Source organism: Bdellovibrio sp. 22V (assembly GCF_030169785.1).
In the GTDB taxonomy this organism is placed as follows: Bacteria; Bdellovibrionota; Bdellovibrionia; order Bdellovibrionales; family Bdellovibrionaceae; genus Bdellovibrio.
Genome location: NZ_CP125854.1, coordinates 2,463,261 through 2,476,109 on the forward strand (window position 1 = coordinate 2,463,261; position 12,849 = coordinate 2,476,109).

Genomic DNA, 12,849 nt, shown 5'->3' on the forward strand with positions numbered 1-12,849 from the left:
TTATGTCGGATACGGTTTTTAGCCAAGTTCCAGAACTGAAGTACTCTGAACCTGCCGCGGCTGTGAATTTTGATGAATTCAAAAAGGTCGTACAAAGCCGTCGCTCTGTACGCGTCTTTACTGAAGAATCCATTCCTGAAGAAACCGTGCGCGAATGTTTGGAACTCGCTCTTCTTGCGCCCAACTCTTCCAATCTGCAACCGTGGGAGTTTTATTGGGTGCTTGATCCTGATAAGCTGCGCACTTTGAAGTATTACTGTTTAAATCAACCCGCTGCTAAAACCGCATCGACATTAATCGTCTGTGTGGCGCGACCGGATTTATGGAAGCTGGGGCAAAAAATCAATCTTGATTATTTTAAAACTCGCAAGGACACGCCCCCAGCGGTGCTGTCCTACTATAAAAAACTCGTTCCGTTTGTGTATGGTAACGGTCCTTTGCATATCTTCGCTCCATTTAAAACTTTGGGAGTTTTCTTCGCAGGCCTTTTTCGCGTAGTCCCTCGCGGGCCTTTCGGTCGCAGCGGCAATCTTTTGTGGGCTACCAAAACGACATCGCTCGCGTGTGAAAATCTGATGCTTGCATTTCGTGCTGCCGGTTATGACAGCTGCCCGATGGAAGGCTTTGACGAAGTCCGGGTTAAAAAACTTCTGGGTCTGCCCCGCGAAGCCAGCGTCACAATGGTGATCAGCGCCGGGAAACGCGCAACAAACGGCGTTTATGCAGAACGAATTCGCGGCTCGTCTGACATTTTTATTAAAAAGGTGTAGTGCTATGTTTGATATTTTTAAATCCAAATCGCAAACTTTTTCTTGGATTGTTCTGATCCTCTTTACTTCCGCATTTCTATTTATCAATTTCCCGTTTGTCGTTCCGTTGGCCCTTGCGGGAATCTTCGCCCTCGGGCTGAACGATCTTATTCAGCGCTTGAGTTCTAAATTTAAAATTCGCCGCAATCTTTGCATCGCTTTAACTTTATTTGCAGGCCTGGCTTTGTTCTGGGTTCCTATTTCTCTGGCGATCTATCGTATTGTTGTTAACATCAGCGATCCCCAGGCAATGGGTTCAGACCAAATCGTTTCACAAATTCATAAGCTGAAAGATTTCTTGTTAGAGTGGCTGCAAAAAATTTCTGAGTGGACCGGCACGGACCTTGCCGGCCCAGCCCGCGCCATGATGGAAAATATTCTGCGCAAAACAGGCGAGATTATTTTAAACTTCTCAACACAGCTTCTGGGACAATTGCCTGCGATCTTTTTGGCGAGCTTTGTTTTCGTCATTGTGTTAGCGGTTCTTCTTGTGAAAGCCAGCTCCGTGAAAAGCGTCGTCATAAAATACACTCCGTTTTCACAGACAACAACGGAGTCTCTGGTAAAGGTTTTTAAAAGCAGCTGTTCCATCACACTGTTTTCAACTTTGGTGGTCGGTATGATTCAGGCCTCCATCATCGGTGTCGGCAGTTTGATTTTTGGTGAAGGTGATTTTTGGCTGGTCCTAACTGTCACCTTCTTTGTGTCTTTCATTCCGGTGATTGGCGCGGCCCCTGTGGGCTTTCTTCTGGCGGTGTTGGCCTTCATTGGAGGACGCATCGGCCCCGGCATAGGCTTAACTGTGGTCGGAATTATCGCCGGCAGTATCGATAATATCCTAAAGCCTTTTATATTGGGGAAAGACTTCGACATCAATCCTGTGATCGGTTTCACCAGCGTCGTAGGCGCGATCATTATGATGGGCTTACCGGGGTTGATCCTCGGTCCTGTAATAATGAATCTGTTCGTGGGGATCACGCCTCTGCTTTTAAAAGAGCAAGAGATCGGCAGCAATGGCGAAGGCGAGGTTCCTTAAACGTCGCGCTCGCCCCTAGCACAAGGTCGCGTCTAATAAAGATATCAAACCGCCAAGCCGATAAGCTTCTCACCATGAAAGCTTTCGGGATCGTATTCATTTTATTGCTATCTTGGGCGCACGCGGAAGAAAAGTGCTCTGCCATTGATTATCGCAAGGAGCTAGGACCCAACCGGGATCAAGGCGACTTGAGCTGGTGTTTTGCCTACACTTCCGCAGATCTTATTTCTCAGCGTGTGAAAAAACGTGTTTCGGCCACAGACATCGCATCGACATTTATTCTAGCCGATCCCTACAAACTCGAAGACGCAACTCAGCCCGCAGTGAAAGAATACCTTCAGGAAAACCCTCAGTTTTATACGCGCTTACAAAAAGTTCGTGCGGAAGCCGCCGGAAAGTATGATCCGCAGCACATCCTAAAAAAGGAAGGCCTCACCGACACCGGCGGGCAAGAAGACGCAGCGATTATGCTGGCGAACACCAAAGGACTTTGTGCCGAGGAAAAGTTTCCTTCTACGGAGTCCAATCAGACGAAGTTTCTAGATGAAATCGTAAAGCTTTACAAAAAACGAAACGCCGCCCACATAAAACAAAATAATTGTGACTTGTTTCAGACCCAGGCCGACTTTACCTCTGCCGTCGTCAACCCTGTTTCCGTCGCCATTACGAGCGTGTATGATGAAGAGCGCGATCGCCGCTGCCAGCGCAAGCCTTGGCCGGTGCCTCTGATTCCGGTGATGACGAAGTTTGGCGACAGCCATGAAGAATATGAAACGGCGATCAAAAAAGGCGAAATCACGAAAGAGCAAGGTTCCAAAAAACTTTTTGAGACGATTGATTATGCTCTTGAAAATGGTCGCATCGCGGCCATTGGTTACAACGCCTACAACATCATGGAGCCTGAAGAGGGAGCGGACACCAAACACGCCGATCACTCAAGTGTGATTGCCGCACGCAAAATGGTTCAGGGAAAATGCCAGTACTTGATTCGCAATACCTGGGGCAGCGACTGCTCCATTTACTATAAAAAGTTTCAAGGCCGCTGCGAAAAAGGTAATATCTGGATAACAAAAGAGGAACTCAAAGAGTCCCTCTATAGTGTTGTTTACATGAAATAATACTTTTACAGTTTGCGAATCACCGACTTAAAGAAGTCATTCCCCTTGTCATCGACAATGATAAAGGCCGGGAAGTCTTTCACTTCGATCTTCCACACCGATTCCATTCCCAATTCAGGGAAGTCTAAGACCTCCACTTTCGTGATACACTCTTTCCCCAAACGCGCCGCCGGCCCGCCGATGGAGCCAAGATAGAAGCCACCGTACTGCTTACACGCTTCCGTGACTTGCGGACTGCGGTTCCCTTTGCCAAGCATGATCATGGAAGCACCCATGCTTTGGAAAGTTCCCACGTAAGGGTCCATACGCTCACTTGTCGTTGGACCGAAGGAACCTGAAGCGTATCCTTTCGGAGTTTTCGCAGGACCCGCGTAATAGACCGCGTAGTTTTTGAAGTACTCTGGAACGCCTTCGCCTTTGTCGACTTTTTCTTTAAGCTTTGCATGCGCAATATCGCGCGCCACGATCATCGGGCCGCTTAACATCACACGCGTTGCGACTTTTTGCTGTGACAGGATTTTCAATGTCTCTTGAATCGGTTTGTTCAAATCAATTTGAACCGCTTCGGCTTCAGCGCTTTGCAAATGGTTCGGCAAATACTGCTCCGGATGCAATTCCAATTGTTCTAAGAAGACACCTTCACGCGTGATTTTACCTTTGATGTTGCGATCCGCGGAACAGCTCACACCCACACCAATAGGACAGCTTGCTCCGTGGCGAGGCAAACGAATCACGCGCACGTCGTGCACGAAGTATTTCCCGCCGAATTGCGCGCCAATCCCCGTCTCACGCGCCCAGCCTTCAATTTTCTTTTCCATTTCAAGATCACGATAAGCGCGACCGCCTTCACTGCCAGAGGTAGGCAATCCGTCAAGATAACCTGCAGAAGCATACTTTACGATTTTCAATGTTTCTTCCGCAGAAGTACCGCCCACACAGAACGCCAGGTGATACGGAGGACACGCCGCCGTTCCCAAAGAGTTCAACGTTTCGCGCACGAATTTTTCAAAACCTTCCGGATTCAAAACCGCTTTCGTTTTTTGGTAAAGATAAGATTTGTTGGCGCTACCGCCCCCTTTTGCCAAAAACAAAAAGTGGTACTCGTCACCCTGCTCGGAATAAAGATCAATTTGCGCCGGCAAATTCGAACCTGTGTTTTTCTCTTCAAAGAAAGACAAGGGAGCCATTTGCGAGAAACGGAGGTTGCGTTTTTGGTAGGTATTGAAAATACCTTTAGAAAGATGCTCTTTATCATCGACGCCCGTAAATACGCGCTCGCCTTTTTTACCGACAACGATGGCTGTTCCCGTGTCCTGACAAGATGGAAACTCCATTTGCGCCGCGATGATCGCGTTTTTAAGAAGGTCTACCGCGACGAAGCGGTCGTTCGGAGACGCCTCGGGATCTTGCAAGATTTTTTCAAGTTTTTCCAAGTGACTCGGACGAAGAAGATGCGAGACATCGCTCAAAGCTTCTTGCGCCAAGAGCTCCAAGGCCTGAGGCTCAACAACAAGAACTTCCCGATCGCCTAATTTTTCAACGCGCACGTGGTCGGAAGTGATTTTTTTGTATTGTGTGGAATCTTTTTGTTTTTCGTAGAGAGGAAAATATTTGAATGACATGCCATGAAAGTAGCATTGCGTCGTGAGCGCGCGCAAGCCTCGGTGCGGCTTTTAGATGGGATTTTTTGGTGGGAATTTAGGAGCCGTGAGTACGGCAAATTTTGGGGACCGGGCTCTCTCTTTGCGTCGGAGAGGTGGTCAAGGACCTTACCGAGGGTCGAAGGATTTTTCGTTGTCTCCTTCTGAAACACAACATATCGCCCTGGACCTATAAGCACAAACTCATAATTTTTAGACTTTCCATAAGTTTTGCTTATGCTAATTCTGCCTTCAAAATAAACACAGTTTGGGCGCCGAGGTTTGAAGTTTTTGCATCGTATCACTCTTATTTCAGAGTGAAACTCAAGCTGGGAGCGGTTTTCCTTCCGTCTTAACACAATCCTAAAATTCCCAGAGTCCTCTCTAAGGCTCTTTCGATAGACATTGTGCGGTTTTTCATTTAGTTTTGCGGAAATTTTTTACTGGAGGCTCCATGGCGCTTTTCCTCGTAGGCTTATGTCTCGCGGCGGTCATCACGCTGTACTTTAAGAACAACCCTTTGGGTCACTCTCGCAAGTTCATGTTCCGTCGTTTCATCAACTGGTTCCCTCTCGGAATGACATACGCTTTCTTGTACATGGGACGTTACAATCTCAACGTTTCCAAAAACGCCTTGGGCGACATGATGACCAAAGAACAATTTGGTTTGATCTTCGCAGCCGGTACAATCACTTACGGTTTCTCTTTCCTTCTTAACGGACCTATCGTTGATAAAATCGGTGGTAAAAAAGGCATCATCATCGCAGCTCTCGGTTCTTCATTGATGAACCTTTTGATGGGTGGCGTGACTTATCTTTATTTGATGGGTCGTTTAAAAACAAACATGGTTCTTGCGTTCTCTGTTTTGTTCGCACTGAACATGTTCTTCCAATCTTATGGTGCGGTTTCCATCATCAAGGTCAAAGCTTATTGGTTCCACGTGCGTGAGCGCGGCGTCTTCGGCGCGATCTTTGGAACTTTGATTTCTTTCGGGGTGTACTTCGCGTTTGACTGGGGTCAGGCGATTGTTGAAGCTTCCAAACTCCAAATCGAAGGTACAAAAACAGCGTTCCAAAGTTTCATTCAACACATCTTTGCGATCGACACCGGCACGACAAATGCAACTTGGTTGGTCTTCACGATCCCGGCATTCCTTTTGATCTGCTGGGCTTTGATCGACATGGTGCTTTTGAAAGATTCTCCCAAAGATGCGAACTTCGACGACTTCGATACAGCCGACGCATCTTCTGCTCCAGGTGAAAACGACGAAAACTTGAAGATCTCTATCGGCTTCATGCTAAAAAAGATCTTCACGAATCCAATCATGATCACAATCGCTCTTGTGGATTTCACTTCAGGTGTTTTGCGTAACGGTATCATGCAATGGTACTTGGTTTTCGCTCATGAAATGAAAGATAAAGATGCTGTGTTTTATGAAGGCTCGCAATTCTTCATTAAAAACTGGGGTCTTTTGCTCTGCTTGACCGGTATCTTCGGCGGCTTCATGGCCGGTATGATGTCAGACCGTTTCTTCCAGTCTCGACGTGGTCCTCCGGCGGCTATTAACAACGCGCTGATGATCGTTCTTTTGATTGTCATGAGTTTCTCATTGATGAAAAACCCGACAGTCTTGGGTATCGCCGCAGTCATGATCACATTGACTGTTATCGGCGTTCACTCTTTGATGTCAGGAACTGCCGCTGCGGATTTCGGCGGAAAGAAAATGACTGCAACAGCTTCCGGTATCGTTGACGGTTGCGTGTACTTGGGAAGCGGTATTCAGTCTTTGGCGATCGGTTATCTTTCACACAAAGACTGGCACTACTGGCCTTTGTTCTTGATCCCGTTTGCAGCCATGGGTCTTTTCTTGTCGATTCGTATGTGGAATGAACTTCCCGCGGCGACAAAGAAATACATCCTTGAAGTCGAAAAAGCGGAAGAGAAAAAGCAACAACAGCAAGGAGCTCTTTCCACGACTCCAAGCACGGACCCTGCGTAATCTCGAGTTTTAATCTTAATAAAATTCTAAAAGAAGCCCACTTCCCGGTGGGCTTTTTTATTTTTCTGTATTAAATCTTTTCTATGTCGTTCTTATTATCTTCCGCTCGCTACTTAGTTCGCATGGTTCTTTTCGGCATGGCGGCCCGGGCCGTCGTCGCGCTTTATCTCAATCTTTGGGACTTTGCGAATCCTGAAAGCTTCAGCAATACAGCCGGTCCGTTCTTGTACGGATGGCATTTCGATCTTGCGATTGCGAGCTTCTTTTATCTTTTGCTTTATGGAAGCTCCGTTATCTTCGGCTTTAAAGAGAAAACGTTCTTTCGCCTGAACTCTTTATTTCTTTTGATCTACACCGTTTTTATTACGACGGATGCGATCTATGCGAAAGAATCAGGCCGTCACATTTCTTATGAGGTTTATAATCTTCTTACCATTCAAGGCACACTAGGTGGATTGATTAAACAGTACTGGCTGCAGGCGCTTTTCGCATTTCTTGCGGCCTCTTTCGCAGGACGCTTCCTAACGCCGCGATACACACCCGTTAAAGGATTATTCAAACGTCTCTTTGCAACTCTGTTCGTACTTGTGATCAGCGTGGTGTTTGCGCGCGGCTTCGAGGGCATTCCGCAAGACCCCTCTTGGGCTTACCGCTCTGGCGGAGGCAGCAAAGGTGCGACGCTCGCGTTGAACGGCGCTTACGGCGTTGTTTGGGCGGCCTTCGCCGGAAAAAAATCCAGCAAAGAGCGCATCGACGTTCCGGAGCATATCAAAAGCCAAGAGATCTTTGAAAAGTGGAAATCCCTTCGCGGCATTCAAACTCCGCACGGCCGTTTCGACGGCAACATCGTGATTGTTTTTCTTGAAGGCTGGATGGGATCTTACGTCGACAAAAAAGTAGGCGATGAACTTGTGCTCCCTTTCTTTAGCACACTCAGAAAAGAATCCTTGCATGTCGACGTGATGCTCGCGGGCGGCCACAGAACTTCGGAAGGAATCTTCGCGACACTTTGCAGTCTTCCGAATCCTCCAGGGAAAAGCATTATGTTTTCGGAAATTGAGAACAAAGACTTTCCGTGTGTGCCACAGTTCTTGACGCAAAAAGGTTATAGCTCGGCTTTTTTTCAAGGCTCTGATCAGTTCACCAGCGGTGTGGGACTGCTTGTTCTAAAAACAGGCTTTCAAGAATCTTTCGGAAAAAGAGAAGTGCCGGAGTGGCAAGAGCGTGAGCAAAACACATGGGGTCTTTACGATCAGGATTTGTACAAATTCACCATGGCCCGCATGGATCAGATGCAGGAGCCTTTGTTAATCGGTATTAACACCAATACGACTCACGACATGATGTTGCCTCAAGGCGTTCGCCCCGCTTTCGGCGAAGAGAACCAAGGCTCCCGTCATCTGAGTGTCGCGCATTACGCCGACAAAGAGTTGCGCGACTTCTATGAGGCTCTCAAAAAACGCCCGTGGAAAAAAGATTGGCTATTGGTTCTTGTTGCCGATCATACAAGTTTTTCTGCCAGCAGTATTTACGACAATTATTCCATTCCGTTCTTGATGAAATATCACTCTGTCAGCGAGAAGAAAAAAGACAAGATTCCGTTTGCGGAAAAACTTGTTGAAGGCGCTTTCACCCAAAACGATGTCGGCGCGACCTTGGCGGATTTTACGGGAAGTCCCGCGCCTTCGTTTCTGGGTCGTTCTATGTTGCGCCCCCAGGACTTTGCCGACGGAGCGAGTATTTTCCATTTAGGCCAATCGGTGTGGTTTGAAGGACCGTGGGCTGTCATTTTCAATATTCGTGATTTTGGCAACTATCGTTGTTATCGCTGGAAAACGGACATGGCTTTCCACTATCAGCTACCGTGCCCGACCGAGGGCGAAGACATGTATCTTCGCGGTCTTAGCTACATCAAAGAATCTCAGGAACTTCTTTTCAAGTAACATGCAATTTCTTGTTTCATAACAAAGGCCTCGCAGAGGCCTTGCTCTGTCTTCTCCCCTTCGGCGCAATAGTATTAAAGGCGGAGGGTCTATGAGAATCATCTGGGCGATAGACGCGTTTGAAGACAATAAAGAACTCAACCAAAAAATGGCCGACTATATCACCCATCTTCACAACACGACGGGGGCCGATATTGAGCCACTTTATTTGCTTCGAGAAAATGAAATTGTTCTTCCTACTTACGAAGTCCCTGCCTGGGTCACGGATCATTCACGGACCGCGGAATCGCTTTTTAGAGAGGTATTGGCGGATTACAATCTGCCTTTCCTGATGGACGCTAAGGTTATTCCGCACGCTTCACAATCGCATGCAGGAGCTGCGGAAACTTTGTCGAATTACGCGATGAAAGTAAAAGCCGATCTTATTGTTGTCGGAAGTCACGGCCGCCAAGGTTTTCAAAGATTCATTCTGGGAAGTTTTGCGGAAAGCCTGCTTTTGCAATCCGAGGTCCCGGTATGCGTCGTCGGCAGTCACGCCATGAGCACGCGCTCAACAAAGAATATTCTTTTCCCCACCGAGTTCGGTGAACACTCTAAAGACAATTTCAAACACATTCTGCAACTGGCAAAAATGCTTCGAGCGGAAGTGCTTTTGCTTCACGCGATTGCGCGACCGATTGAAAGTCTGTTTGATCTCGACACGCGCCCGCGAGTTTACAATTACAAAGGAAAGATGCTGACGCTTGAACAGATCGTCGAGAGCCAAATTGAAAGCCAATCCCACCACGCCCAACTCTGGGTGGATTGGGCGCAAAAAGAAGGCGTCACCGCGCACTTCTTTATTGATAGCAGCTTTAAAGCTGTCGACGAGTTGGTTTTAGAAGCCGTTCAGAAGCATGAGGCCGATTTGATTGTGATGGAAGCTCAGAGCGGCCCGATGAGCGCCGCTCTTTTAGGAAGTTACACTCGTAACGTCGTTCGCAAGGCTCCGTGTCCTGTCTATGTTCTGACACGACACTTTTACGATAAGCAGGAAGATCGTTTCACGGAAGTGCCGGCGCCTTAGCCGCGCACTTGTGACGGGCGCATTGATGCCGGCAATTTCTTATAGATATTGTTCAAATGCGTCTTGAGGGTGGCCTTCGAAATAAAAAGTTTTTCCGCGATCGATGCATTCGTCATGCCCTGCAAAACCATTTGCATGATACGAATCTCGCTTTTTGTAAGACCGCGCTCCTGGAAGTACAGCTCTTGCTTCTTAAATTTTTCCTGGTCTTCATCCAAAGGATACAAAAGAGTTGTGATGCGCTCGCCGTCGTTCACGATGAGAGCATCGACCTTGTGGCCTTCGACGTCGACAGCTTTAAAAAGACGCATACCTTCGGAAATCGCAGAACACTCTTCCACTTGGGTATAGAGAGTGTTGCAAGCTTTGGCGCAAACTTCACCCATCATAAGGCCGCAGGTCTTCACACAGTTTTCGTTTTGAAAAAGAACTCGTTTGTCCTGCCCGCGCACGCAAAGACCGATCTTTTTGCCTAAATTAAGAAAGTGCTTTTCACCATGATTTGCGTCCATGAAGCCCTCCTTCATACTCTTTATTTTAGTTCACTAAATAAGACTGTCGATGACCGCCGTCATGATTCCGCAAAATGTGAGGAACGAGATTAAAATCGAAATTCGCGCCGCGCCATACGAATGCGTTTCGGCTTCTACATAAACGCGAAAATGGCCACAAATAGGCTCTTTTTACTCTTGTGAGGGGTGTTGATCTTCAAGAAAGATTCAAAAATTTTAAAAAATGAGTCCACAAAAACTCGATAAACTGTTACTTATTAAGTGAAAACATAAGGTTAAGCTCTTATTTACACTGTTTTTTGATTGCAGTAGAGTAATACTTCTAGAAAATAGCCCAGTAGAACCAAAATAAGACGATAGTTCGGTAATAATTGTTAAGTTTCAGTAAAGATGTCCTACCACGGAGGACTCTGGTACCATAAAACGATACTTCGGGTCCTGGTATTGAATATTAGTCCCTAAAGACCGAATATGAACCTGAGCAAAGTTTATAAGCCTCGAAAGGAGGAATTTATGGGTGCAGCTCCTATTCAACACACTAATCCTGAAAAGAAATACATGCTCAAAATCCCGGTGCAAAAACGTTCTAAAGAAACGGTTGCGAGCATTGTAGAGTCCTGTGCACGATTGCTTGTCCAAGAACCTTATCATGCGATTACAACCGATAAGATTGCCGAAATGGCAGGCGTCAGTATTGGCTCTCTTTATCAGTTTTTCGCGAACAAAGAAGCCATTGTGGCTGCGGTGATCGACGATCTTCTTCAAAAAGACCTTGTATACATTGAAGAAAACTTAGCGAAATTGCAGACAACGGATTTGGATTCGAAAGTTCACGCATTTATCGACATCGGCTTTACGCGCTTCCACGACAACCGTCCTTTAAGAACGGCGTTGCAAGGCGTGCAAGGCATGCTGGATTATTGGGACACTCGCCGCGTGTTCTTTGAGCACTACCAAAAAGCGGTATTGGCTCATATGCCGGAAGTTCCAGGCCGTGACCGCGAGATGATGGCTCTCTTTATCGTGAGCTGTTTCAACAACATCTTGCACTTGGCTCTTTTAGGTCCTCAATCTCCTGAAAGAGAAGAAGCGATTAAGAAAGAAGTTTTCGTTCTTATTCGTCGCTACTTGAATCCTTAAAAATTCCCTTGCCTCCTCCGCCCCTCCTCGTATCCTGAAAAGAATGAGGAGGGTCTTTTTTTGACCCGGAGGTTTTCACCATGCTTAAAAAAATTAAAACGCCTTTCTCGGAAATGATGAATGTGGATTTTCCCATCATCGCCGCGCCGATGTTTTTGGTCAGCAATACGGATATCGTGGTGGAAGCCAGTGAAAGCGGCGGTATCGGCACTTTCCCGGCCTTAAATTATCGTCCGATTGAAAAGTACGAAGAGGCTTTAAAGATTATTAAAAGCCGCACGAAGAAACCTGTGGGCGTGAACATTATTGTTAATAAAAGCAACGCCCGCCAGGAGCAGGATCTTAAAATCGCCCTTGATCACGGCGTTGATCTTTTCATCACCTCTTTAGGCAGTCCTAAAAAAGTTATCGAAGAAGCTCACAAAAACGGTGCAAAAGTTCTTTGCGACGTCACCAATCTTGAACACGCCGTTAAGGTGCAGGACATGGGTGCCGACGGTGTGATTGCGGTAGGCACGGGAGCCGGCGGGCACGCGGGACCGATTTCTCCTCTCGTATTAATTCCTTGGCTGAAAACACGTTTGCAAATTCCTATTATCGCTGCAGGCGGAATTTCTCACGGCTCGATTATCTCGGCATGTCTCGCCCTCGGCGCTTCAGGCGTCAGCGTAGGAACACGTTTTATCGCCAGCCAGGAAGCGCAAGTAGATCAAGCCTACAAAGATGCCATTGTCAGTTCCACTCCTGAAGACATCGTTATGACGACGCGAGTTTCCGGGACACCGGCGGCCGTGATCAACACGCCTTACGTGCAAAAACTGGGAACTGATTTACCGTGGGCAATGAAAGTTTTAAAAGATCACAAGCTGACAAAGAAATACATGACGCCATTGATTCATCTGATGGGTATGAAGTCCTTGGAAGAGGCCGCAGTGAAGCCCACTTGGAAAACCGTTTGGAGTGCCGGTCAATCCGTGGGCCTGGTTGAAGAAATTCTGACTGTGCAAGAAATTTATCAAAAACTTATCGCCGAATACGACGACAGCGTAAAAAAACTTTCGTCGTTAGGACTTGAGTGAGCGATTGCGCACGGACAGCGTGAGCTCGTACGTCATGACGGGCTCCGTTTCACTCACCGAAGGCACAACGGCGTAACCTTTTAGTTTTCTTTCGATACGCGCCGGATTGGTTTTCGCCTCTTCAATCAAAGCTTTCACCGCTTCAATTTCTTCGCAAATAAAATGCACGTGTCCATCCGCGCGTTTTAAATACTGTGCCGAATAGTCTTTAAACACGAAATCGATTTTCTGCTTACTTTCGGCAATGGCCATCACTGCCGCTGCCGCAATGGACAGTTCAGCGCCGATTCCCAATGCTCCGAAATACATCGAGCCCAGGTGATTTTTGTTTCTAAACAAAAGAGGGATCTTTAACACAAACCGCTTGTCTCCAGCTTCGATAACGCGCGGACTGACGAAAAGAACCAGGGGGATCTTAAAAAGACCGTAAAGATTCACGAACATTGTGTATTTGAGATTTTTCATATTCATATTTACATCTTAGGACCGGCGCCTAGAGATGGACCA

The 12,849-nt window shown here is 47.0% G+C and carries 11 protein-coding genes; 8 read left to right on the forward strand and 3 right to left on the reverse strand.

The window, feature by feature from the left end:
- Nucleotides 1-2: 2 nt before the first annotated feature.
- The 3 genes from QJS83_RS11905 to QJS83_RS11915 all read left to right on the forward strand — a co-directional run bounded on the left by QJS83_RS11905 (nt 3) and on the right by QJS83_RS11915 (nt 2,963).
- Nucleotides 3-770 (forward strand): nitroreductase family protein, encoded by a 768-nt coding sequence (locus QJS83_RS11905; protein ID WP_284605106.1) that lies wholly within the window; start codon nt 3-5, stop codon nt 768-770.
- Nucleotides 771-774: 4 nt separating this feature from the next.
- Nucleotides 775-1,845, forward strand: coding sequence for an AI-2E family transporter (locus QJS83_RS11910; RefSeq protein WP_284605107.1), 1,071 nt, complete (start codon nt 775-777; stop codon nt 1,843-1,845).
- A 74-nt stretch (nt 1,846-1,919) separates the two neighbouring features.
- Nucleotides 1,920-2,963, forward strand: a complete 1,044-nt coding sequence (locus tag QJS83_RS11915) for a hypothetical protein (RefSeq protein WP_284605108.1) — start codon at nt 1,920-1,922, stop codon at nt 2,961-2,963.
- Between the two features lie 5 nt (nt 2,964-2,968).
- Here QJS83_RS11915 and QJS83_RS11920 read toward each other — a convergent pair whose 3' ends face one another.
- Entirely contained in the window at nt 2,969-4,585 is a 1,617-nt protein-coding gene (locus QJS83_RS11920) for a fumarate hydratase (RefSeq protein WP_284605109.1), read from the reverse strand.
- A gap of 472 nt (nt 4,586-5,057) precedes the next feature.
- Here QJS83_RS11920 and QJS83_RS11925 point away from each other — a divergent pair, with 472 nt between their 5' ends.
- From QJS83_RS11925 to QJS83_RS11935, 3 genes are all read left to right on the forward strand, one after another.
- A complete protein-coding gene (locus tag QJS83_RS11925; protein WP_284605110.1) occupies nt 5,058-6,602 on the forward strand; it encodes an MFS transporter in 1,545 nt (514 codons plus the stop codon).
- 83 nt (nt 6,603-6,685) lie between these two features.
- On the forward strand, nt 6,686-8,545 hold the full coding sequence (locus tag QJS83_RS11930; protein WP_284605112.1) for an LTA synthase family protein: 1,860 nt from the start codon (nt 6,686-6,688) through the stop codon (nt 8,543-8,545).
- 91 nt (nt 8,546-8,636) lie between these two features.
- Entirely contained in the window at nt 8,637-9,611 is a 975-nt protein-coding gene (locus QJS83_RS11935) for a universal stress protein (protein ID WP_284605114.1), read from the forward strand.
- On the opposite strand, the gene QJS83_RS11940 is transcribed toward QJS83_RS11935, so the two are convergent.
- The gene (locus QJS83_RS11940) at nt 9,608-10,123 is read right to left on the reverse strand and encodes a helix-turn-helix transcriptional regulator (RefSeq protein WP_284605115.1); all 516 of its coding nucleotides are present in this window, start codon (nt 10,121-10,123) and stop codon (nt 9,608-9,610) included. The genes QJS83_RS11935 and QJS83_RS11940 overlap by 4 nt on opposite strands.
- Nucleotides 10,124-10,636: 513 nt before the next feature.
- Here QJS83_RS11940 and QJS83_RS11945 point away from each other — a divergent pair.
- Together QJS83_RS11945 and QJS83_RS11950 are read left to right on the forward strand one after the other, a co-directional pair.
- Nucleotides 10,637-11,263 (forward strand): TetR/AcrR family transcriptional regulator, encoded by a 627-nt coding sequence (locus tag QJS83_RS11945; protein WP_284605116.1) that lies wholly within the window; start codon nt 10,637-10,639, stop codon nt 11,261-11,263.
- An 80-nt stretch (nt 11,264-11,343) separates the two neighbouring features.
- The gene (locus QJS83_RS11950; RefSeq protein ID WP_284605117.1) at nt 11,344-12,342 is read left to right on the forward strand and encodes an NAD(P)H-dependent flavin oxidoreductase; all 999 of its coding nucleotides are present in this window, start codon (nt 11,344-11,346) and stop codon (nt 12,340-12,342) included.
- Here the strand turns inward: QJS83_RS11950 and QJS83_RS11955 are convergent.
- A complete protein-coding gene (locus QJS83_RS11955) occupies nt 12,328-12,807 on the reverse strand; it encodes a DUF4442 domain-containing protein (RefSeq protein WP_284605118.1) in 480 nt (159 codons plus the stop codon). The two genes, QJS83_RS11950 and QJS83_RS11955, sit on opposite strands and share 15 nt — an antisense overlap.
- Between the last annotated feature and the right edge of the window lie 42 nt (nt 12,808-12,849).

What these genes read in the sequence shown, in the direction of transcription:
- QJS83_RS11905 (WP_284605106.1), top strand. Translation starts at nt 3, where the DNA reads ATGTCGGATACGGTTTTTAGCCAAGTTCCAGAACTGAAGTACTCTGAA.
- QJS83_RS11910 (WP_284605107.1), top strand. Translation starts at nt 775, where the DNA reads ATGTTTGATATTTTTAAATCCAAATCGCAAACTTTTTCTTGGATTGTT.
- QJS83_RS11915 (WP_284605108.1), top strand. Translation starts at nt 1,920, where the DNA reads ATGAAAGCTTTCGGGATCGTATTCATTTTATTGCTATCTTGGGCGCAC.
- QJS83_RS11920 (WP_284605109.1), bottom strand. Translation starts at nt 4,585, where the DNA reads ATGTCATTCAAATATTTTCCTCTCTACGAAAAACAAAAAGATTCCACA.
- QJS83_RS11925 (WP_284605110.1), top strand. Translation starts at nt 5,058, where the DNA reads ATGGCGCTTTTCCTCGTAGGCTTATGTCTCGCGGCGGTCATCACGCTG.
- QJS83_RS11930 (WP_284605112.1), top strand. Translation starts at nt 6,686, where the DNA reads ATGTCGTTCTTATTATCTTCCGCTCGCTACTTAGTTCGCATGGTTCTT.
- QJS83_RS11935 (WP_284605114.1), top strand. Translation starts at nt 8,637, where the DNA reads ATGAGAATCATCTGGGCGATAGACGCGTTTGAAGACAATAAAGAACTC.
- QJS83_RS11940 (WP_284605115.1), bottom strand. Translation starts at nt 10,123, where the DNA reads ATGGACGCAAATCATGGTGAAAAGCACTTTCTTAATTTAGGCAAAAAG.
- QJS83_RS11945 (WP_284605116.1), top strand. Translation starts at nt 10,637, where the DNA reads ATGGGTGCAGCTCCTATTCAACACACTAATCCTGAAAAGAAATACATG.
- QJS83_RS11950 (WP_284605117.1), top strand. Translation starts at nt 11,344, where the DNA reads ATGCTTAAAAAAATTAAAACGCCTTTCTCGGAAATGATGAATGTGGAT.
- QJS83_RS11955 (WP_284605118.1), bottom strand. Translation starts at nt 12,807, where the DNA reads ATGAAAAATCTCAAATACACAATGTTCGTGAATCTTTACGGTCTTTTT.